General features: G+C 69.3%; 18 protein-coding genes and 2 pseudogenes. 10 read left to right on the top strand and 10 right to left on the bottom strand.

The features are described from left to right. Positions 1-29: 29 nt before the first annotated feature. On the bottom strand, positions 30-1103 hold the full coding sequence (locus tag ACHAAJ_RS13310) for an FUSC family protein (protein WP_435728671.1): 1074 nt from the start codon (positions 1101-1103) through the stop codon (positions 30-32). Positions 1104-1296: 193 nt separating this feature from the next. Here ACHAAJ_RS13310 and tgt point away from each other — a divergent pair, with 193 nt between their 5' ends. After that, positions 1297-2610, top strand: coding sequence for a tRNA guanosine(34) transglycosylase Tgt (tgt, locus tag ACHAAJ_RS13305; RefSeq protein WP_435728670.1), 1314 nt, complete (start codon positions 1297-1299; stop codon positions 2608-2610). Here tgt and ACHAAJ_RS13300 read toward each other — a convergent pair. The 3 genes and pseudogenes from ACHAAJ_RS13300 to ACHAAJ_RS13290 form a co-directional block, all read right to left on the bottom strand. Continuing rightward, positions 2607-3116, bottom strand: a complete 510-nt coding sequence (locus tag ACHAAJ_RS13300) for a hypothetical protein (protein WP_435728669.1) — start codon at positions 3114-3116, stop codon at positions 2607-2609. The genes tgt and ACHAAJ_RS13300 overlap by 4 nt on opposite strands. 45 nt (positions 3117-3161) lie before the next feature. Then, a complete protein-coding gene (locus tag ACHAAJ_RS13295) occupies positions 3162-3770 on the bottom strand; it encodes a DUF4126 domain-containing protein (protein ID WP_435728668.1) in 609 nt (202 codons plus the stop codon). Between the two features lie 41 nt (positions 3771-3811). Continuing rightward, positions 3812-4472 (bottom strand): annotated as a pseudogene (locus ACHAAJ_RS13290) (queuosine precursor transporter). A gap of 160 nt (positions 4473-4632) precedes the next feature. On the opposite strand from ACHAAJ_RS13290, the gene ACHAAJ_RS13285 reads away from it, so the two are divergent. The 5 genes from ACHAAJ_RS13285 to ACHAAJ_RS13265 all read left to right on the top strand — a co-directional run bounded on the left by ACHAAJ_RS13285 (position 4633) and on the right by ACHAAJ_RS13265 (position 9595). Beyond that, a complete protein-coding gene (locus ACHAAJ_RS13285; RefSeq protein ID WP_435728667.1) occupies positions 4633-5457 on the top strand; it encodes a PfkB family carbohydrate kinase in 825 nt (274 codons plus the stop codon). A gap of 157 nt (positions 5458-5614) precedes the next feature. Next, positions 5615-7576, top strand: coding sequence for an MFS transporter (locus ACHAAJ_RS13280; RefSeq protein ID WP_435728666.1), 1962 nt, complete (start codon positions 5615-5617; stop codon positions 7574-7576). Then, a complete protein-coding gene (locus tag ACHAAJ_RS13275) occupies positions 7573-8190 on the top strand; it encodes a TetR/AcrR family transcriptional regulator (protein WP_435728665.1) in 618 nt (205 codons plus the stop codon). Before ACHAAJ_RS13280 ends, ACHAAJ_RS13275 begins: the two co-directional genes overlap by 4 nt. Continuing rightward, positions 8187-8903 carry an alpha/beta fold hydrolase gene (locus ACHAAJ_RS13270; protein WP_435728664.1) on the top strand — a complete coding sequence of 239 codons (717 nt, stop codon included), beginning with the start codon at positions 8187-8189 and terminating at the stop codon, positions 8901-8903. The genes ACHAAJ_RS13275 and ACHAAJ_RS13270 overlap by 4 nt, the downstream gene beginning before the upstream one ends. Then, positions 8900-9595, top strand: a complete 696-nt coding sequence (locus ACHAAJ_RS13265) for an esterase/lipase family protein (protein ID WP_435728663.1) — start codon at positions 8900-8902, stop codon at positions 9593-9595. The genes ACHAAJ_RS13270 and ACHAAJ_RS13265 overlap by 4 nt, the downstream gene beginning before the upstream one ends. Before the next feature lie 13 nt (positions 9596-9608). Here the strand turns inward: ACHAAJ_RS13265 and ACHAAJ_RS13260 are convergent, their stop codons facing one another. Both ACHAAJ_RS13260 and ACHAAJ_RS13255 read right to left on the bottom strand, forming a co-directional pair. Then, complete coding sequence (locus tag ACHAAJ_RS13260) at positions 9609-10511, bottom strand: SDR family oxidoreductase (protein ID WP_435728662.1); 903 nt, start codon at positions 10509-10511, stop codon at positions 9609-9611. A 95-nt stretch (positions 10512-10606) separates the two neighbouring features. Then, entirely contained in the window at positions 10607-11740 is a 1134-nt protein-coding gene (locus ACHAAJ_RS13255) for an acyl-CoA dehydrogenase family protein (RefSeq protein WP_435728675.1), read from the bottom strand. A 282-nt stretch (positions 11741-12022) separates the two neighbouring features. Between ACHAAJ_RS13255 and ACHAAJ_RS13250 the strand changes: the two genes are divergently transcribed. The 4 genes and pseudogenes from ACHAAJ_RS13250 to ACHAAJ_RS13235 all read left to right on the top strand — a co-directional run. Beyond that, on the top strand, positions 12023-13753 hold the full coding sequence (locus tag ACHAAJ_RS13250; RefSeq protein WP_435728661.1) for an AMP-binding protein: 1731 nt from the start codon (positions 12023-12025) through the stop codon (positions 13751-13753). A gap of 41 nt (positions 13754-13794) precedes the next feature. Continuing rightward, entirely contained in the window at positions 13795-14301 is a 507-nt protein-coding gene (locus ACHAAJ_RS13245; protein ID WP_435728660.1) for a MarR family winged helix-turn-helix transcriptional regulator, read from the top strand. 3 nt (positions 14302-14304) lie between these two features. Further along, the gene (locus ACHAAJ_RS13240) at positions 14305-15003 is read left to right on the top strand and encodes a GAF domain-containing protein (RefSeq protein ID WP_435728659.1); all 699 of its coding nucleotides are present in this window, start codon (positions 14305-14307) and stop codon (positions 15001-15003) included. 21 nt (positions 15004-15024) lie between these two features. After that, positions 15025-15159 (top strand): annotated as a pseudogene (locus ACHAAJ_RS13235) (LuxR C-terminal-related transcriptional regulator); the annotation flags it as partial. 146 nt (positions 15160-15305) lie between these two features. On the opposite strand, the gene ACHAAJ_RS13230 reads toward ACHAAJ_RS13235, so the two are convergent. The 4 genes from ACHAAJ_RS13230 to ACHAAJ_RS13215 form a co-directional block, all read right to left on the bottom strand. Beyond that, positions 15306-16673, bottom strand: a complete 1368-nt coding sequence (locus ACHAAJ_RS13230; RefSeq protein ID WP_435728658.1) for an MFS transporter — start codon at positions 16671-16673, stop codon at positions 15306-15308. Between the two features lie 128 nt (positions 16674-16801). Next, entirely contained in the window at positions 16802-17761 is a 960-nt protein-coding gene (gene mmsB, locus ACHAAJ_RS13225; protein ID WP_435728657.1) for a 3-hydroxyisobutyrate dehydrogenase, read from the bottom strand. After that, positions 17754-18851, bottom strand: a complete 1098-nt coding sequence (locus ACHAAJ_RS13220; RefSeq protein ID WP_435728656.1) for an enoyl-CoA hydratase/isomerase family protein — start codon at positions 18849-18851, stop codon at positions 17754-17756. Before ACHAAJ_RS13220 ends, mmsB begins: the two co-directional genes overlap by 8 nt. After that, positions 18851-20350, bottom strand: coding sequence for a CoA-acylating methylmalonate-semialdehyde dehydrogenase (locus ACHAAJ_RS13215; RefSeq protein ID WP_435728655.1), 1500 nt, complete (start codon positions 20348-20350; stop codon positions 18851-18853). The genes ACHAAJ_RS13220 and ACHAAJ_RS13215 overlap by 1 nt, the downstream gene beginning before the upstream one ends. Positions 20351-20423 lie beyond the last annotated feature (73 nt).

Below are 20423 nucleotides of genomic sequence, written 5' to 3'. Positions count from 1 at the left end.
GGCGCCGTCAACGACGACGAACCACCGTTCTAGACAGCGGCCAGACCCTCGTGACGGCGCATGCGTTTCCCGTAGGCAGATCCGCCCAGGACCACCGCCACCCCGATCATCGCGCCGATAATGGTCTCCACCATGCGGTCGTACACGAGCGATGGGCCCAATCCGGCGGCAAGAGATGTTCCCACCAACGCCAGAGGAGTCACGCACACCTGCGCCCAGAAGTAGTTGCGGGCAATCAGCAGTTCCGCGCAGAACTGCATGACGCCGATGAACAGGACCACACCCCAGGGCCCCGGGTTCACCAGAATGACACCGGCCATGACGACCAGCCCGGCAACCGTCCCCAAGATCCTGTGGAAGCCCCGCGCCACACGGTGTCGGGTGGTGTGGCCGGCAAGCGGCACGACGGCGGCCACCATCGCCCAGTATCCGTGCCCCACGTTCAGTGGATCCGACAGGAGCGTCGCCACAGCGCCGGCGATGCCGGCCGCCAGCACGTAGCCGACTGACTCGATCCATATCGCCCTGCGGACGTTGGGCGACAACGGCTCCGGCGCGGTGCGGACCCAGCCAGTGCGACGTGCGGGCAGCACCCAGCTGCACACCCCGATGAGCACGCACAGGAGAACAACGGCGGCGGACGTGCCGACCGCCTCGATAAACCGCGGGACCCCGGGTATCGATGCGATGGCGGCGAAGGCAAAGATGTGGAACAGCGAACCGCCCGGCCGGATGCGCAGGAAGCCCGTGGCAAGCGAACAAGCCCAGGCCACAAGCGTGGTCAGCGCGACGAGCGTCCATGAGCCAGCAGCCGTGCCGTGCTCCACCAGGAACGCCGAGGAAGCCCACCCGAAAGCGATGACGGTCAGCAACAACAGGCCTGAACGAACCTGCGCCGCAACCCGGTCCCGGTGGGTCGGCGCGCGCCCATAGATTCCCGTGAACGCGGCAAAAATCGCGAACACGGCCAAATCGAGACGGTCCAGCCCCATGAGCAGAACCAGCGGAAGGAAGACGCCCAGGGCCGCCCGCGTGGCGATCAGGTGGTCACGGTCCGACGGGCCGAGCGTGAATATCTGGCGCCAGTGAAGCGGGTTGCTCATCGGTCCCTCTCCCGTGCGTAGCGGCTCGTCCAATGCCAGCCTAGGCGCGGATCCGCGCGGCGCGCTCCTGCGGCACGTGATCCCGCCGTACCTGTGACCGAGCAGTCTGCCCACTGTGGCGTGCACCGCAGGCTCGGACGCCGATACCGGCTCCGGCAGACCCAGGGGTGCTCCGGCGTCGCGCGGTTCCGGAATGCGGCAAACTGGTTGGGTGCCTGAATCCATCCCCTCGCCCGCTTCGACCCTGCCTACCCACCCACGGCAGGCGGACTTCACGTTCCAGGTTGGCGCGCGCCTGACGGCCCCGGACGGTTCGCCGCTGGCGGGTCGGACCGGCACCATCTCCACCCCGCACGGAGAGATCCGGACTCCGGCGTTCATCGCCGTCGGAACCAAGGCCACCGTCAAGGCGGTACTGCCGGAATCGGTCCGGGAACTCGGCGCCCAGGCGGTACTGGCGAATGCGTACCACCTCTACCTCCAGCCTGGCGCGGACATCCTCGACGCGGCAGGCGGCCTCGGCACCTTCATGAACTGGCCCGGCCCCACCTTCACCGACTCCGGAGGGTTCCAAGTCATGAGCTTGGGCTCGGGCTTCAAGAAGGTCATCGACATGGGCACCGCCGACCAGTCAGGTGCGGACGACGCCGTCGCGCCCGGCAAGGAACGCCTCGCCAACGTGGACGACGACGGCGTCTGGTTCAAGTCGCACCTCAACGGCGACATGCACCGCTTCACGCCGGAGATCTCCATGGGTGTCCAGCACCGGATCGGGGCGGACATCATGTTCGCGTTCGACGAGCTCACCACGCTGCACAACTCGCGCGCGTACCAGAAGGAGTCGCTGGAACGGACCCGCCTGTGGGCCGAGCGCTGCATCGCCGAGCACTTCCGGCTAACCGACGAGCGGAAGGACAAGCCGTACCAAGCCCTGTTCGGAGTCATCCAGGGCGCGCAGTTCGAGGACCTCCGGCGGAAGGCGTGCGCCGACCTGGGCGCGATGCCGTTCGACGGCTACGGGATCGGCGGCGCCCTGGAAAAAGAGAACCTGGGGACCATCGTCGGCTGGTGCGCCGACGTGCTGCCCGAGGACAAGCCGCGCCACCTGCTGGGCATCTCGGAGCCAGACGACATGTTCACCGCCATCGAAAACGGCGCCGACACCTTCGACTGCGTCTCCCCCACGCGCGTGGCCAGAAATTCCGCGTTCTACACCCCCCACGGCCGGTTCAACCTCTCCGGCCGGCGATACCGGGACGACTTCACCCCTCTCCAGGAGGGTTGCGACTGCTACGCCTGCGCGAACTACACGCGCGCCTACATCCACCACCTGTACAAGGCGAAGGAGCTACTCAGCCACACGCTGATCTCCATCCACAACGAGCGATTCGTGGTGCGCCTGGTCGACGACGCTCGCCGCGCCATCGAGGACGGTACGTTCTTCGAACTCAAGGAACGGACGCTGGCCGCGTATTACGCCAAGGAGCCGGACCCGCAGGGCCTCTAGGACACCTCATCCTCCGGCGGGACCGCCTCGTGGTGCGGTCGTCCGCGGCTGCGGCGGCTTTCCTTCATCTCCGCTTCGAAAAGGTGCCGCTTGCCGTCGAGGAGCTCGTCGCGCGCCCGCCTTTCCATGTCCTTGAATGCCGCGTAGTAGTTGTCGTCGTAGTCCTCCACGATTTGGAACGTCCAGCGCCCGTGGATCACGTTGCGTCCCACGATCTCTTCGTCCACCCGTGCGGCAAGGTCGGTGTGGCCGGCGTCGCGGAGCAGTTGGACGGCCTCGCCGAGTGCCAAGTCGGCGGTGCCGGTCAGCCGATGGAAGCCGTAGAGGAGGCCTCGGGCGTGCTCGACAACCTCGAGCGCTTCGGAGACCTTTCCGAGGGCCTCCACCGTTGCGTCGGTGGCGCCCGGCGGGCGGACGTGTCCGGTATCCGGCCCGTCGGCGGGCTGTCCTGGGGCGGGATTGCCATTCCGATTGTCGTTCTGGGCGTGTTCGGGTTTCTCAGCCATGGTCTAGATCATGGCAAGGTTCTCCGCGTTTGTATGCCCTTGGAGTCAGGCCGCCGAACGCTGCCACGGCGCCCCCGGCGTGTTGGGGCGCCTGAACCTGCGGACGATCCAGACCGCGAGACCGGCGAGGGCAAGTAGGAGGACAAGCACCAAGACCGGAAGGAAGAGCGCCGCCGCCACCAGACCAAGAGCCGCGCCGTCCTCCGCTGTGCTGACGATCGGCGCCGCGGTTCCCACGGTGGTCGCGTTCAGGATGGGGCGGGAGGTCATCTTCACCAGATGCACCACAAGGGCGATGCCGACGCCGATGACGACGGGAATCCACTGGTCGCCGGCGAAGAAGGAATCCGGGTCGGACACCGTCACGGTTTCAGCGCCTATGCCCGAGGCGAAGACCACTCCGCCGGCAGCCGGGCGCACCAGCGTTTGCACCCAGTCGTTGATGCTGTCCACCACCGGGATCTTGTCCGCCACCACCTCGAGCACCAGGAGCACGCCGAGGATCCCCAGCATCCAGTCGTTGGACAGCCATTCCCAGCCGACGGGTAGGCTGACCAGCGACGTGAACCGGTCGAGCAGCCCCAGCGCGAGCATGGGGATGTAGGCGTTCAGCCCGGCCGCCGAGCTCAGGCCGGCCGCAGTGAGGAATTCCATAGGCTCAGGGTAGTCTCAGCGCCGGGACCCGCCAGCGCGTCTTAGGCCTCTTGAACGACGCCGTAGGTCGGTTCGAGCCGCTTGAACCAGGCGATCACCGCGGTCGTGGCGGGGACGAGGACGAACTCGACGCCGGTCTTGTACAGGAACCCAACGACGACGTAGTTCGTGAAGGTGCCGGGGTCGCTGATGCCGATGACGGGCGCCGCGATGGCGCAGAAGATCAGCGTGTCGGAGAACTCGCCGACGCCCGTGGAGCCCATGAGCCGGATGACCAGGCACTCCTCCCCGAAGCGCGCCTTCATCCGGACGAGGACCCACGAGTTCAGTGTCTGCCCGACGGCGAAGCCCAACAGGGACGCCGCGACGATCTGCCAGATGGGTCCTAGCGTGCGCGTGAGGGCCTCCTGCCCGTCGTACCACTCTGCCGCGGGCAGGGCGATGATGATCCAGACCACTCTGCCGCGGGCAGGGCGATGATGATCCAGAAGCACAGGGCGGAGAGGGCGAACGTCGTCACGATCGCACGCCGGGCCGCCTTGAAGCCGTACACCTCGCTGATGACGTCTCCCAAAATGTAGGCGATGGGAAGAGGAAGAAACCGCCGTCGGTGACGATCGGGCCGAATGTCACGCCTTTCGAGGCTCCGACGTTGGACAGCACCACCACCACGGCCATCAGGGCCATCAGGGCCAGCACGATGGAGAAGTGGGGCTGCCTGCGGTGGGGTTTCCCCTTCTGTAGGTGGCGACAGGGTAGGTAATTCGACCCCGCGGGCGATTGGACCTCGGATGTGATTCGACCCAAATTCCTCCCACACGCCCACGGTCGCCATCCGAGACGTCCACTCCTAAATGGACGGATGACCGCCACGGACCACGCCACCGCACCCGCCATCACCCTCACCATCGCCGGCTCGGAAGCCACCGGCGGCACGGGGGCGCGGGCGGACCTGAAAACGTTCCAGCAACTGGGTGTCTACGGCATCACTGCCCTGACCTGCATCGTCTCGTTCAACCCCCGCGACAACTGGAACCACCGCTTCGTTCCCGTCGAACCGCAGGTGATCGCCGACCAGCTCGAGGCCATCCAGGCCTGCTACTCCGGCAGCCTCGAGACGGTGAAGCTCGGCATGATGGGTAGTCCCGCCACCATCGACACCGTCGCCGCCGCGCTCGGCACGCAAAAGTGGCGCCACGTGGTGCTGGACCCCGTCCTGATCTGCAAGGGCCAGGAACCAGGGCACGCGCTGGACACTGACCAGGCGCTCAAAAACGACTTGCTGCCGCTGTCCACGTTCGTCACCCCCAACCACCTCGAGGCGGAGTCGCTCTCCGGCATCGCGATCGAGGACGTGGAGGACCTCGAGCGCGCCGCGCGCATCATCCACGAGGCGAGCGGCGCCGTCGTGCTCGCGAAGGGCGGCGTGCGGCTCGCGGGACCGGACGCCGTCGACGTCTATTACGACGGCGAGCGCGCCGAGGTGCTCGGCGCGCCGAAGGTCGGCGAGATCGCCGCGTCCGGGGCCGGCTGCTCGCTCGCCGCCGCCGTACTCGCCGAACTCGCCAAGGGCGCCACCCAGTTGGAGGCAGCGCGCACCGCCAAGGCGTTCGTCACGGAGGGCATCGCGAACCGCGTCGCCTCGGCCGCGCCGTTCGACGCCCTCTGGCAGGGCGGCCCCCGCTAGGCGCACGGCCCGCGCTCCGACCGGAGCCCGGACCCGGCCGGCCCGGTCCGCGCGTTGCCATCGCTTGACGCGTGGGAGCCCCCGTGATCAGGTGGGACGGTAAACGCCTGTTCACACGCGGCCGCCGCGCCTGCCGCCCGCCACCCGAAAGGCCGCCGTGCCCTCAAGCGCCCGCACCGTTCCCCCTTGGGCCACCATCGCGGTGCTCGCGCTCTGCGGAATGATCGTCTCGCTGCAGCAGACCCTGGTCATCCCCCTGCTCCCGGAGTTCCCGGAACTCCTCGGCGTATCGGTCGACGACTCCTCCTGGCTGGTCACGGCCACCCTGCTCAGCAGCGCCATCTTCACCCCGATCGTCTCCCGGATGGCGGACATGTACGGCAAGCGCAAGATGCTCCTGCTGGCGTTGGCGGTCATGGTGCTGGGCTCCGTTATCGCGGCGGTCGGCGGCACGTTCGCGGCGGTGATCGTCGGCCGCGCCATGCAGGGGTTCGCCTCCTCGCTGATCCCGGTCGGCATCTCCGTGCTGCGCGACGAGCTGCCGCGGGAGAAGATCGGCTCCGCCGTCGCGCTGATGAGCGCCACGCTGGGCATCGGCGGCGCGCTCGGCATGCCGCTGTCCGGAGTGCTCTACAACGCGCTGGGCTGGCAGTCCCTGTTCTGGTTCACGGCCTCGGCCGGCGTCGTGTTCATCGTCGGCCTCCTGCTGCTGGTCAAGGAGTCCACGCTGACGACGCCGGGGCGCTTCGACGTCGTCGGCGCCGTGATCCTCTCCGCGATCGTGACGTCCATCCTGCTGGCCGTGTCCAAGGGCGCGTCGTGGGGCTGGGGCAGCCCGCTGGTACTGGGGCTGTTCGCGCTGGCGATCGCGCTGCTGACGGTCTGGATCCCCCTGGAGCTGCGCGTCAACCAGCCGATGGTGGACCTGCGGACCTCCGTGAAGCGCGCGGTCCTGCTGACCAACCTCGCCTCCTTCTTCGCGTGCTTCGCGATGTTCGTCAACATGCTCATCACCACCCAGCAGCTGCACCTGCCCGTCGGCACGGGCCACGGGTTCGGCCTCACGGTGCTCGGCGCCGGTTTGGCCATGGTCCCCTCGGGCCTGGTGATGGTGGCCCTGGCGCCGGTCGCCGGTTGGATGCTGAACCGGCTGGGCGGGCGGTTCACGCTGATCTTCGGGACGGCGATCATGGGCGCGACGTACGTCGGGCGCGTGTTCTTCGACGACTCCGTCGCGCAGGTGATCGTCGCGGCCACCCTCGTGAACGTCGGGGTCGCGTTCGCGTTCGCCGCGATGCCGACGCTGATCATGGGGGCCGTCCCGATCACCGAAACCGCGTCGGCGAACGGCGTCAACGCGCTGGTGCGCTCGCTCGGTACCTCGGTGGCCAGCGCCACCACGGGGCTGTTGCTCTCCGCCGTCGTCTTCCAGTACGACGGCGGCACCGTCCCGTCCGTCGACGCGCTGCACATCGCGTTCTGGCTGGCCGCCGCGAGCTCCGCCGTCGGCATCGGGATCGCCTTGTTCCTGCCGCGGCCCGATTCTCGCGACGCCGCGAGCTCCGCCGCCGGCACCGGGGCCATCGGGGTGGTGAAGGCGGCCGGGGCCGGCGCGCGGGAAACCATGGTGCACGGGCGGGTGCGCTTCCGCGGGCACGCCGCGCCGACGGGGTTCGCCATCGTCACCTTCGTCCGCGAGGACGGCACCCCGGCCGACTGGGCGCGCACGGAACACGACGGGCGCTTCTCGGCCGTGCTTCCCGGCCCCGGCCGCTACGTGGTGGTGGTGAACGCGGCCGGCTGGTCCCCGCGCGCGGTGGTCATCGATTTCAGCGGCACCAGCGAACAGGACCTGGAGCTGACCGAGAAGCTGTCGCTGTCCGGGACGGTCACCCGGGACGGCTTGCCCGTGTCCGCCGCGCTCGTGACGATGAGCGCAGGCATCGGCGACTTCATGTCCTCCACCCACACCGGTGGGGACGGGACGTACCAACTCCCGATGCCGGCGGTCGGCACCTACGTGCTCACCGCGGTCGACCCGGCCGTGGGCAGCGCCTGGTCGCTCAAGGTGAACCTCAGCGCGAAATCCGAGAACATCGACATCGGGTTGCCCCGGTGAACCGGCCCGGGAACCGCGGGACCGTCCACGCCGTCGCGCGCGCCCTGTTCGCCGAGCGCGGCTACCAGGGCGTCACGGTGCGGGACATCGCCGCCGCCGCGGGCGTCTCCCCCGCCCTGGTGGTCAAGCTGCACGGTTCGAAGGCCGAGCTGTACCGGGCGGCCGGGCCCGTCCCGTTGCCCTTCGCCGCGCTCGACGTCCCGCGCGGGAAACTGGGCGCCGCACTGGTCCGGCAGGTCCTCGAGCGCCGGGACTGCGGGGCCACCGACCCGTGGTGCACCCTTCCGCCGAGCGTCCTGCAGTCCCCCGACCCCGACCGGACCCGCGCGGAGGTCCGCGAACGCGTCCTGGGCGACCTGGCTGCGCTGATCGGGGACACGACGGCGTCTCGCCACCACGCCGCGGCCGTCGCCTGCCAGCTGATGGGGTTCGCGGAGGGGGTGCGCGTCCTGGGACTCCTGCCCTCCCGCGAGACCGACGCCGACGAGTTGGTCGGGCTCTACGCCCCGGCCGTGCAGCTCCACATCGACGCCTGCGGCGGCGGGGCTCCCCCCGGTGCCGGCGGGCACGATAGCGTAGGCGACACCTGCGGCGGCGGCGGGGGCGCCGCATGACCCGGGAGGACCCGACCGTGCGCTTCGAGACCTCCGGCGCCGGGCCGGAAACCTACGTCCTGGTCCACGGGATCGGCGCCTCCTCCCGCTATTTCCGGCCGCTGGCCCGGGAGCTGTCCCGCGGCGCGGTGGTCCTCAACGTCGACCTTCCCGGCCACGGCAGCGCACCGAAGCCGGCGCACGCGTTGTCCGTCCCGGACTACGCCCGCGTGCTCTGGTCGGCGCTGGAGAAGACCGGCGTGGAGAACCCGGTGCTCGTGGGGCACTCCATGGGTGCGCAGGTGGTCGTGGAGATGGCCCGCACGGGGAGACCGGTGGCCGGCGTCGCGCTGTTGGCGCCCACGAACTACGCCCCCGAACGCTCCCTGTGGCGGCAGGCGCTGCGCCTCGCCCAGGACACGCTGCGCGAGCCGCCTGCCGTCAACGCGATCGTGTTCGCCGACTACAACTTCCGCTGCGGGCCCTCCTGGTACCTGAAGACGTCCCCCGCCATGCTGGGACACCACATCGAGGACCGCATCGCCGGCGTCGCTGCGCCGCTGGTCATCGCCCGCGGCGCCAACGACCCGATCGTGCCGCGGCACTGGGTCAGTGAGCTGGCGGACCGGCGCCCCGGCACCCGGACGTTCGAGGTCGACGGCGAGGCGCACGTGCTGATGTTCCGTTCGGCCGCGGAGGTCGCGGGACTCTGTCGGGCCTTGGTCGAGCCGTGATCCGGCCCGCGGAGGTCGTCCGGCGCGGGTGGGCGTGGTTCCGCGACTACGTCTACGTCGCGTACTGGCAGGTCCACGCCTTCCTGTTCCCGGCGGCGCACGAGCATCTGCTGGAGGATCCCGCACCCGGCGCGGCACCCGTGGTCCTCATCCCGGGCATCTACGAGACGTGGCAGTTCCTGCATCCGATCGCCGAGCGGCTGCACGCCGCGGGACATCCGGTGCACGTGGTGCGGGAACTGGGTTACAACCACGGAAGCGTCCCGGCGATGGCGACGCTCGTGGCGCGGTTCCTGGAGGAGCGGGACCTGCGGTCGGTGGTGATCGTGGCCCACAGCAAGGGCGGGCTGATCGGCAAGTACGTCATGAGCGCGTCGGACCAGGCCTGGCGGGTGTCCCGGATGACGGCCGTCAACACGCCGTTCTCCGGTTCCGTCTACGCGCGGTTCGCCCCGCTGCGCAGCCTCCGGGACTTCTCCCCCCGCAACGCGGAACTGCTCAAGTTGGCGCGCAATCTGGAGATCAACCGGCGGATCGTTTCCGTCTACAGCGTCTTCGATCCGCACATTCCCGGCGGGAGCTTCCTGGAGGGCGCCGTGAACATCGAGCTGGGGGCCATGGGCCACTTCAGGCCCATCGGCGATCCCCGGCTGCTCGACGTCGTGGAAGGCCGTGTCCGCGGCCAGGCCTGAGCGCCGTTTCGCCCTAGAAGACCGGCATCCCTCCGGTGACACCGAGCACGGTGCCGCTGACGTAGCTGGCCTCGTCCGGGCTCGCGAGGAAGACGTAGGCGCCGGCCAACTCCGCCGGCTGGCCGATCCGCCCCAAGGGAGTGTCCCGGCCCATCTTCGCCACGGCCTCCGGCTCCTTCGTTGCCGGTTGCAGCGGGGTCCACACCGGGCCCGGCGCCACCGCGTTCACGCGGATCCCGTCCGGCCCGAGCTCTGCGGCGAGGTTGGCCGTGATGTTGTTGAGCGCGGCCTTCGTCGCCGCGTAGTCGATCATGGTGACGGACGGGTCGTACGCCTGCAACGACGTCGTGTTGATGATGCAGTCCCCGCGCGTCAGGTGGGCCAGCGCCGCCCGCGTGATCCACAACGTCCCATAGACGTTGGTCCGCATGGCCTGGTCCAGCGCCTCGGTGGTCAGCCCGCGCAGTCCGTGCTCCCCGCGCGCCCAGTGGTAGCCGGCGTTGTTGACGAGAATGTTCAGGCCGCCCAGCTGAGCCGCCGCGCGCCCCACGATCACGGAGCAGGTCTCTTCGTCCCGGATGTCCCCGGGCACCAGGACCGCGGTCCGTCCCGCCTTGCCGATCCAGCCCGCGGTATCCTCGGCGTCCTCGGCCTCGGCGGGCAGGTAGTTGATGGCCACGTCCGCGCCCTCCCGGGCGTACGCGATGGCGATCGCGCGGCCGATGCCCGAGTCCCCGCCGGTGATCAGCGCCTTCAGTCCCCCGAGGCGGCCGCGTCCGGTCCAGGAGGATTCGCCGTGGTCCGGCACCGGATCCATCCGGACGGTCCGGCCCGGATGCTCCTGCTGTTGCGGTTCCATGCCGCCCTCGCCGTCCGCCAGGTCGCGGGCGCGCCGCGAAACGTCTGATTCGGCCACCGGAGGCTCCTCTCGTGGGGTCCCTGCTGTCCCGGACAGCCTAGGAGCGCGGGCCGCGTTTGTCTGCGCGTGGGCGCCCGGGGTTTTGCGGATTCCTAAACGAACGCGGACTTCCCCGTCACGGCGCGTGCGACGATCAGCGAATTGATTTCGTAGCTTCCCTCGTACGTGTACAGGATTTCCGCGTCCCCGAAAAGCTTGCCCATCTCGTAGTCCGTGCTGGTCCCGTTGCCTCCCATGAGCGACCGGCCCATCGCCACCGTGGAGCGGGCCAGCCGCGTGGTGGTGGACTTCGCCATGGCCGCCTGGGCCATCTCCAGCCTGCCTTCCTCCTGGATGCGGGCCACCTGCGCCATCAGCGCCAAGGAGACGGACGCGTTGCCCAGAATCTCGGCCAGCTGCTGGGCGATGAGCTGGAAGCTCGCCAGTTCCCTGCCGAACTGCTTCCGGCCCAGCGCGTAGTCCCGCGCGACGTCGAACGCGGCCAGCTGGATGCCGGCCGCCTGCCAGCCCACCCAGGCGCGGGAATCGCGCAGCAGGTCGTTGGCCTTCGAGAAGTCCGTGGCGCCCGGCAGAAGGTTGGATTCGGGGATGCGGACGTCGTCGAGCGCGATGTCCGCATTCTGCATGATGCGCAGCCCGATCTTGTTGGAGATCTTGGTGGCCGTGTATCCGGGGCGGCCCGTCTCGACGATGAAACCCTTGATCTTCTGGTCGGCTACGTCGCGGGCCCACACGAGGGCAAAGTCCGCGATGGTGCCCGCTCCGATCCAGCGCTTCGCGCCGTTGATGACCCACTCGCCGTCCTCCAGCCGCGCGGTGGTGGCCAGTCCGCCCGCGATGTCCGAACCGTGGTCCGGCTCCGTCAGGGCGAAGGCGCCGATCCGCCGCAGGGTGGTGAGCCCGGGCAGCCACCGGGCCTTCTGCTCCTGAGAACCGAGCGCATCGATCATTCCGACGATCAGCTCGTTGTGGATGCCCACGAAGGCCGAGAGCGAGACGTCGGCGCGGGCCAGCTCGACGTACATGAGTCCGGTGAACAGCTTCGAGCTGCCGTCCGTCTGCAGGCCGCCCAGGCCGTGGCCGGCAAGTTCGGCGACCAGGCCGAAGGGGAACTCTTCGCGGTTCCAGTAGTCGATCGAGGCCGCGCGGATCCGCGCTTGGAGGAACTCGCGGACCCCGTGATAGCGGACCTGCTCCTCCGGGGATAGCAACTCGACGATGTACATCAGGTCGGCGTCGGAAAACGGCGGAACCCCCTGGCCCGCCTGGTCCCCGGGCGCCACCGCAACCGGCGCGTTCGCTTCCGCCAAAACCTGTCCGCTGGCGCGCGTTGACGACTGCACGGTGTGTCCCTTCGTCGTGGTCCGGTCCTCCGGCGGGTTGGCTTCTCCTAAACCCTTGGATGTCCTAGTATATTGCCTGTGATCGGGATCACTAGCAACCACCGGTTCCCGCGCAACGGCGGCGGGCTCGCAACGGCCGCGCGACAACACTTCGAAAGGTGCACCATGTCAGTCACTGAGGAATTCCGCGCGGCACGCGACCGCCTGCTCGAACTCCGTACGGATTACGAGGCGGCGCGTGCGGAATTCCAGTGGCCGCGCTTCGAACACTTCAACTTCGCCCTGGACTGGTTCGACCAGATCGCGGCGAACCCGGCCACTGCGGACCAACCGGCCCTGGTCATCGTGGAGCAGGACGGAACGGCGACGCGGCGCAGCTTCGCGGACCTGTCCCGCCGCTCGACGCAGGTCGCCAACTGGCTCCGCGGCCGGGGCGTGCGCCGCGGCGACCGCATGATCATCATGCTCGGCAACCAGGTGGAACTCTGGGAACTGATGCTCGCCGGCATCAAGCTCGGCATGGTCATGATCCCCACCACCACCCTGATGGGGCGGGCGGACCTCGAGGACCGCGTGGAGCGCGGGGGCGCCCAGTGGGCCGCGGTGGACAGCGCCAACATCGAGAAGTTCGACGGCGTCCCGGGCGAGTACACCCTGATCGAGGTCGGCGACGGCGCCGTGAACGACGCGGCCCTGCGGTATACCGAGTCCTCCGACGCCAGCGCGGACTTCACCCCGGACGCGCCCACCCGGGGGGACGAGACCCTGCTGCTCTACTTCACCTCGGGCACGACCTCCCGGGCCAAGCTCGTCGAACATACGCACACGTCCTACCCGGTGGGCCACCTGTCTACGATGTTCTGGATCGGCATGGAGCCCGGCGACGTCCACCTGAACGTCGCCTCCCCCGGATGGGCCAAGCACGCCTGGTCCAACGTGTTCACGCCGTGGATCGCCGAGGCGTGCGTCTTCGTCTACAACTACGACCGCTTCGATGCCAAGTCCCTCATGGAGCAGATGGACCGCGAGTCGGTGACCAGCTTCTGCGCCCCTCCCACGGTGTGGCGCATGCTCATCCAGGCGGACCTGACGCAGCTCAAGAACCCGCCGTCCAAGGTGGTCTCCGCCGGGGAGCCGCTCAACGCCGAGGTGATCGACCAGGTCCAGCGCGCGTGGGGACAGACCATCCGAGACGGTTTCGGGCAGACCGAATCCACGGTCCAGATCGCCAACGTCCCGGGCCAGCCCATCAAGATCGGTGCCATGGGCCGCCCGCTGCCGGGCTACGACGTCGTCCTCGTGGATCCGGCGACAGGGGCGGAGGGAGACGACGGCGAGCTGTGCCTGCGCCTCGATCCCCGTCCCGCCGGACTGATGAAGGCCTACCACGGCGACCCCGAACAGACCGCCGACGCGTTCCGCGACGGCTACTACCACACCGGGGACATGGCGAGCCGCGACGAGCGCGGCATCATCACCTACGTGGGCCGCGGCGACGACGTCTTCAAGTCGTCGGACTACCGCCTGTCCCCGTTCGAGCTGGAGAGCGTCCTGATCGAGCACCCCGCCGTGGCCGAGGCCGCCGTCGTGCCCTCCCCCGACGCCCTCAAGCTCTCGGTGCCCAAGGCGTTCGTGGTCCTGGCGGCCGGGCACGAGCCCGGCCCGGAGCTGGCCCAGGACATCCTGCGCTACTGCGCCGAGCACCTGGCGCCGTTCAAGCGCATCCGGCGCCTCGAATTCGCGGACCTGCCCAAGACCATCTCGGGCAAGATCCGCCGCGTGGAACTGCGGCGCGGCGAAGAGGAGCGCCACGGCGGCGGGCCGCTCCCGGCCGGGCTGGGCACGGAGTACTCCGAATCCGACTTCCCCGGGCTGAAGGCCCCGGCGAAAAGCTAGGCTGGGCGCCATGGGATACACGACCAGACGCCGGGGGTGCCGTGGCAACGCCGCTACCCCGTGACCCCATCGCCGATGCCCGCCTGAACTGGGAACGGCACGGCTGGTCGGATGTCGCGGGACCGATGGCAGCGATCACCGCCGTCATGCGTACCCAGCAGATCCTGCTGGCCCGGATCGACGCTGTCCTGAAGCCGTTCGGGCTCACGTTCGCCCGCTACGAGCTCCTCGCCCTGTTGAGTTTCGCCCGCAGCGGCGCGCTGCCCATGAACAAGGCCAGCGCGCTGCTGCAGGTCCACCCGACGTCGGTCACCAATGCCGTCGACCGTCTGCAGGACGCGGGGCTGGTGGTCCGCGCGCCGCATCCCACGGACGGGCGCACCACCCTGATCGAGCTCACCCCGGAAGGGCGGGCGCTGGCCAAGCAGTCGACGTCGGCGCTCAACTCCGAGGTGTTCGCCCGGTCCGGATTCGCGGAGAAGGACATCGACCACCTGACCCGCATTCTGGGCGCCTTCCGGCGCGACGCCGGCGATTTCAGGGACTGACCCATGCAGACGAACCTCTATGCCCGCCCCGACGACCGGGAGCTTCTCCGCTCGTCCCTGCGCACGCTTCCCGGCCGGTTCAGGTCGGCGGTGTTGTTCGCCGGGCTGGTCAACCAGGAACAGTTGCGCCTGACGGATTTCCTGGGAAACACGACGTCCAGCCTGAACCAGCTCCTCATCGTGCCCGGCGCCGGCCTCGGCGGCCGGGTCTTCCGGGAGGCCCGTCCCTACGTCGTCCCGGACTACTGCGCGTCGGAGGGCATCACGCACGAATACGATGTCGCCGTCCGGCGCGAACAGCTCGCCTCGGTGGCTGCCGTTCCGGTGGTGGTCAAGGGACGCTCGCGCGCGGTGATCTACATGGCCCGCAGGGAAAACGTTCCGCTGGGCGAAAACGCGATGTGCGAGGCCGTGGCGGCGGCCGCCGTCGTCGCCGAGGAACTGCGGGTCCGCGACGAAGTGGACCGGCGCGTCGCCATCATCGACACCGCACGGGCCACGCCGTCCGCGGTCCCGGACCAGGGCTGGCTGGAGAATGTCCGGGAGGCACACGCCGAGCTTCGGTCGCTGGCCTGCACCGTCCCGGACCCGGACCTGGCGAGGCAACTGGCCGCCATCGGCGGGCACCTGACGCCTACCGCCGCCGGCGGCCACTCCGGAACCGTTCGGCTCACCCGCCGCGAGCTGGACGTGCTGGCATAGGCGGCCCTCGGTTGTTCGTACCAGGAGGCCGGTGATCGACTCGCCCTGAAGGCCGTCACCGTCAAGAGCTACATGCAGAATGCGATGTGCAAGTTGACGGTGCGCAATCGGCTGGAGGCGGTGTCCGCGGCCCGCCGCCTGCGTTTGATTCCCTAATCGCCCCCGCGCCGCCCCGTGAAACAGGGAGCACCCGGGAGAGCGCCCACGTGAAGCGGGGGCCGCCAACTCAGGCGGGAGCCGCCGGCTGTGCGCCGGCGGTCCCCGCCCTTCGCGGCCGGCCCCTTCGGCCGGCCAGGGGTTTCCTAGACGCCTACCTCTGCGCCGCGCTCGGGGCGGTTAGCCCCCGCCTCGTCCTCCAGCCCGCGCTTGTCGCTGTTGGGGAGCGCGAACGTGCAGACCACGCTGATGCCGGCCAAGAGCAGCCCCGTCGCCCACACTCCGGTCGACCCGGCGAGATGGGCGGCCACCAGCGGGACGATGCCTCCGCCGATCACGCCGGCCAGGTTGTAGCCCATGCCGGCGCCGGTGTAGCGGTACCGGGTCTCGAAGAGCTCCGGGAGCAGCGCGCCGGCCGGGCCGTAGGAGACAGCCATGATCACCAGCGTGACGGTGAGGCCGACCCCGAAAGCGAAGACGTTGTTGGCGCTCAGGATCGGGAAAAGCATCAGCGACCACGGCACGGCGACGATGCACGAGGTGGCGATGACCTTCTTGCGGCCGAAACGGTCGGACAGCACGCCGGAGAGCAGGGTGGCGGCGGCCATGAAGGCCGCGGCGACAATCCCGGTGCTCAGCACCTCCACCCGTGAGAGCTGCATGCCGGCGGGACTCGTCGCGTAGCTGGTGAGGTAGGCCGTGCCGGTGTAGAACAACGCGAAGAGAAGCGTCAGGGAGCCGCCGGCCAAGAGGATTTCACGCGGCTGGCGCTTGATCGATTCGAAGATGGGAAGCTTGGCCTGCTTGGCGGGCGCCTTCGCGGCGTTCTTGAAGACCGGGGTCTCCTCGATGCTCAGCCGCACCCACAGGCCGATGATCACCAGCACCGCGCTGAGGATGAACGGCACACGCCAGCCGTAGGTCAAGAATGCCTCGGAGTCGTCGCCGAGCGTCAGGTTGGTGATCAGGTACGTGCCGCTGGCCAAGGCGAAGGCCACGGACGGACCGAGTTGCGGGAACGATCCGAACAGCCCGCGCTTGCCCTTCGGCGCGTATTCGGCCACGAGGAGCGCCGCTCGGGCCCATTCGCCGCCGACGGAAAGTCCCTGGATGAATCTAAGCGCCACCAGCAGTATGGGCGCCGCGATGCCGATCGTGTTGGCGTCCGGGATGAGGCCGATCATGACGGTGGCGGTGCCCATCATCAGCAGCGTGGTGATCAGGGTCTTTTTCCGCCCGATCCGGTCGCCGTAGTGGCCGAAGATGATGGCTCCGACGGGCCGGGCAAAGAAGGCGACGGCGAAGGTGGCGAAGGAGGCCACCGTGCCCGCGGCCGTGCCGAGGGCGGGGAAGAAGACCACCGGGAAGACCAACGCCGCGGCCGTGCCGTAGATGAAGAAGTCGTAGAACTCGATCGTGGTTCCCGCCGCGCTGGCGAACGCGACCTTGCGGAGGGTCTTGGGACTGGGGGGCGCCTGCGCGACAGCCGTTGTAACCGGTGGAACTGAGGTCATGGCGATCTCCTTTGATGTCAGCCTCGGTGCACGTGATGTGACTCAGTTCACGGTATTGAGAAGCATGGACATCCAAGTACCTCCCAAAGGAGGTGTTTCGGCCCTTTGCGTGCCGGCCGGGAGGCGCCCTACAACGAAGGGCGTTCCGAGTTGCTCCGGATTTCGGTGATGATCCCGGAAAAGTCCCGGCCGGCGCCGCCGTTCGAGGCGAAGCCTTCGTAGATTTCGTGGGCCAACGGACCGAGCCTTGCCGCGACGCCCGCGCTTTCGAGCGCGTTGAGGGCCAGCTTGAGGTCCTTGGCCATGAGGGATCCCGCGAATCCGGGCTGGTAGTCGCGGTTTGCCGGGCTTGCCGGCACGGGACCGGGAACGGGGCAGTTCGTGGTCAGCGCCCAGCACTGCCCCGAGGCGGCGGACGCCACGTCGAAGAGCGCCTGGTGCGTCAAACCCAGCTTTTCGCCCAGCACGAACGCCTCGCTCACCGCGATCATGGAAATGCCGAGGATCATGTTGTTGCAGATTTTGGCGGCCTGTCCAGCCCCGTGTTCCCCGCAGTGGACCACGCGCCGGCCCATCACCTCGAGCAGCGGCCTGACCGCTTCGAAGTCCTCCGCAAGCGCCCCCACCATGAACGTCAGGGTGCCCGCCTCGGCGCCCACGACGCCTCCGGAGACCGGGGCGTCCACGGCCCCGTGCCCGGCATGGCGCGCCAGTTCCGCGGCTTCCCGGGCTTCGTCCACGTTGATCGTGGAGCAGTCCAGGAAGAGCGTTCCCGGTGCCGCGCTGGCCAGCAGGCCCGGCTCGCTCCCGGTCCCGCGGTAGGCATCGAGCAGGTGCCTGCCGCTGGGCAGCATGGTGATGACGACGCCGGCTCCCGCCACGGCCGCCGTCGCGGTGTCGGCGGTGGCGATGCCGTGTGCCCGGGCGGCGTCCAGCGCGGCCGGAACCACGTCGAAGCCGTTTACGGTGTAGCCGGCCCCCACGAGGTTGACGGCCATCGGGCCTCCCATGTGGCCGAGTCCCAGGAAGGCCACGGCGCCGGCCGGGGCCCCGCTCGGGTTGGCCGCGGGGATCATTGGTTCAGGCATGGTCGTGCTCCTTCGAAAGCTTGAGTTCGCGGTCGCCCAGCGGCGCGAAGTACCGTTCAACGTCGTGGCGTCCGACGTCGGCCAGCGTGGCCGGCCGCCAGCGCGGGTTGCGGTCCCTGTCCACCACCTGGGCGCGGATCCCCTCGCGGAAGTCCGGACCGGCGAGGAACCGCAGGCCCACGCGGTACTCCTGCTCCAGCGCCTCTTCGAGGCCCAGTCCCCGGACGCGGCGCAGCGACTCCAGTGCCACCTTCACGGCGGTCGGGGACTTCGCTTCGATGGTGTCCGCGGTTTCGGCGGACGCCCCGTCGGTTTCCGCGCCGGAGGCCCGCAGCCGGCGCAGGATCTCCTCGACGTCGTCGCTCGCATAGCAGGCGTCGATCCATCCCCGCTGCCCCGCGAGGTTCGACGCCGGGGCCCGGCTGGCGTACCGGCCGACCGCGGCGTCCGCGGGCTCGGTCTCCAGCGCCTCGGCGAGCTCCGCCAGGCTCGCGGACGGAACAAAATGGTCCGCGAGGCCCAGGAACAGGGCGTCGGCACCGTTCAGGTGCGCCCCGGTGAGGGCCGCGTGGGTGCCGGACTCCCCCGGCGAACGGGACAGCAACAGGGTGCCGCCGACGTCGGGCACCAGGCCGATGGTGGTTTCCGGCATCCCCGTGCGGGTGCGCTCGGTGACCACCCGGACCGAGCCGTGGGCGGAGACGCCCACCCCGCCGCCGAGCACCAGCCCATCCATGAACGCCACATACGGCTTGGGATAGGCGGCGATCAGGGCATTGAGCCGGTACTCCACGGCCCAGAACGCGGCCGTGGCGTCGCCCCCGTCGAGCATGTCCCGGTAGATGGCGACGATGTCGCCGCCGGCGCAAAGACCCCGGTCGCCGGCGCCGCGCACGAGGACGGTGGCCACGGCGTCGTCCCCTGCCCAGCGCGTGAGTTGATCCAGCATCGCCGCCGCCATGTCGGCGGTCAGCGCGTTCACCGCCCGGGGCCGGTTGAGCGTGACAATGCCCAGCCGGCCGCGGCGTTCGAACAATATCTCCGGCGCCGGGACATCCGCCGCCGGAACCTCCGTCTGGTCCGCCGTCATCAGCTGCCTTCCGGCATCACGAAGCTGGCACCCGTGCGGATGCCCGAAGGCCAGCGGGTGGTGACGGTCTTGGTCTTCGTGTAGAAGCGGAAGGCGTCCGCCCCGTGCTGGTTGAGGTCCCCGAACCCGGAGGCCTTCCAACCGCCGAACGTGTAGTAGGCGATCGGCACCGGAATCGGGACGTTGATGCCGACCATGCCCACCTGGACGCGGCTGGCGAAGTCGCGGGCGGAGTCTCCGTCGCGGGTGAAGATGGCCACGCCGTTGCCGAACTCGTGCTCGCTGCACAGGCGCAGGGCCTCGTCGTAGTTTTCCGCCCGGAGCACGCTCAGCACCGGCCCGAAGATCTCCTCGCGGTAGATCGACATGTCCTCGGTGACGTTGTCGAAGAGGGTGGGGCCCACCCAGAACCCGTCCGCGTAACCGTCAACCTCGAGGCCACGGCCGTCGGTCAGCAGCGTGGCGCCCGCGTCGACGCCGGCCTGGATGTAGCCCTCGATGCGTTCCTTGGCCGACGCCGCGACGACCGGGCCGAAGTCGGAGTCCTCGGCCAGGCTGTGCCCGACCTTCAGTCCGGCGACCCGCTCCTGAAGCTTGGCCACGAGCGCGTCGCCGGTGGCCTTGCCGACCGGCACCGCCACCGAGATCGCCATGCAGCGTTCACCGGCGGACCCGAACCCCGCGCCCATGAGGGCGTCCGCCGCCATGTCCAGATCCGCGTCCGGCATGATCACCATGTGGTTCTTGGCGCCGCCGAAGCACTGGGCGCGCTTGCCGTTGGCGGCCGCGGTGGCGTAGATGTACTGCGCAATGGGCGTGGACCCCACGAAGCCGACGGCCTGGACGCGCGGATCCTCCAACAACGCGTCGACCGCTTCCTTGTCGCCATTGACGACGTTGAAGACGCCCGCGGGCAGCCCCGCCTCCGTGAAGAGCTCCGCGAGCCGCAGCGGCACGGAGGGGTCACGCTCGGACGGCTTGAGAATGAAGGAGTTGCCCGCGGCGAGCGCCGGGCCGGCCTTCCACAGCGGGATCATGGCGGGGAAGTTGAAGGGCGTGATCCCGGCGACGACGCCGAGGGGCTGGCGCAGGGAGTGGACGTCGACGCCGGTCCCGGCACTGTCCGAGAACTCGCCCTTGAGCAGGTGCGGGGCGCCCGCGGCGAACTCGACGACCTCGATCCCCCGCTGGATGTCCCCCTTCGCGTCGGGGAACGTCTTACCGTGCTCAGATGACAGCAGCGTGGCGAGCTCGTCGATGTTCTGGTTGACCAGGTCGACGAACTTGAGCAGGATCCGGCCGCGGCGCTGCGGGTTCATGGCGGCCCAGCCAATCTGGCCCTTTTCCGCACTGGAAACGGCGTTGCGGACTTCCTCGGCGGTGGCAAGCGGCACCCTCGCCTGGACCTGGCCGGTGCACGGATCGTAGACGTCGCCGAAGCGTCCGGAGCCGCCTTCGGCATGCTGTCCGTCAATGTAGTGCGTTAGCTCGCGAACCATGGTGGAGTGCTCCTTTGCGCCGGTGGTGGTCGAAGCGGCATCAAGGCCAGATGTGACCCACGCCATCTTCCAG

It is taken from the genome of Arthrobacter arnarulunnguaqae, assembly GCF_051262515.1.
GTDB lineage: Bacteria > Actinomycetota > Actinomycetes > Actinomycetales > Micrococcaceae > Arthrobacter_N.
This window is presented reverse-complemented; position numbering and strand designations above follow the sequence as displayed.

What these genes read in the sequence shown, in the direction of transcription:
- ACHAAJ_RS13310 (WP_435728671.1), bottom strand. Translation starts at nt 1,103, where the DNA reads ATGAGCAACCCGCTTCACTGGCGCCAGATATTCACGCTCGGCCCGTCG.
- tgt (WP_435728670.1), top strand. Translation starts at nt 1,297, where the DNA reads ATGCGGCAAACTGGTTGGGTGCCTGAATCCATCCCCTCGCCCGCTTCG.
- ACHAAJ_RS13300 (WP_435728669.1), bottom strand. Translation starts at nt 3,116, where the DNA reads ATGGCTGAGAAACCCGAACACGCCCAGAACGACAATCGGAATGGCAAT.
- ACHAAJ_RS13295 (WP_435728668.1), bottom strand. Translation starts at nt 3,770, where the DNA reads ATGGAATTCCTCACTGCGGCCGGCCTGAGCTCGGCGGCCGGGCTGAAC.
- ACHAAJ_RS13285 (WP_435728667.1), top strand. Translation starts at nt 4,633, where the DNA reads ATGACCGCCACGGACCACGCCACCGCACCCGCCATCACCCTCACCATC.
- ACHAAJ_RS13270 (WP_435728664.1), top strand. Translation starts at nt 8,187, where the DNA reads ATGACCCGGGAGGACCCGACCGTGCGCTTCGAGACCTCCGGCGCCGGG.
- ACHAAJ_RS13255 (WP_435728675.1), bottom strand. Translation starts at nt 11,740, where the DNA reads ATGTACATCGTCGAGTTGCTATCCCCGGAGGAGCAGGTCCGCTATCAC.
- ACHAAJ_RS13250 (WP_435728661.1), top strand. Translation starts at nt 12,023, where the DNA reads ATGTCAGTCACTGAGGAATTCCGCGCGGCACGCGACCGCCTGCTCGAA.
- ACHAAJ_RS13240 (WP_435728659.1), top strand. Translation starts at nt 14,305, where the DNA reads ATGCAGACGAACCTCTATGCCCGCCCCGACGACCGGGAGCTTCTCCGC.
- ACHAAJ_RS13230 (WP_435728658.1), bottom strand. Translation starts at nt 16,673, where the DNA reads ATGACCTCAGTTCCACCGGTTACAACGGCTGTCGCGCAGGCGCCCCCC.
- mmsB (WP_435728657.1), bottom strand. Translation starts at nt 17,761, where the DNA reads ATGCCTGAACCAATGATCCCCGCGGCCAACCCGAGCGGGGCCCCGGCC.
- ACHAAJ_RS13220 (WP_435728656.1), bottom strand. Translation starts at nt 18,851, where the DNA reads ATGACGGCGGACCAGACGGAGGTTCCGGCGGCGGATGTCCCGGCGCCG.
- ACHAAJ_RS13215 (WP_435728655.1), bottom strand. Translation starts at nt 20,350, where the DNA reads ATGGTTCGCGAGCTAACGCACTACATTGACGGACAGCATGCCGAAGGC.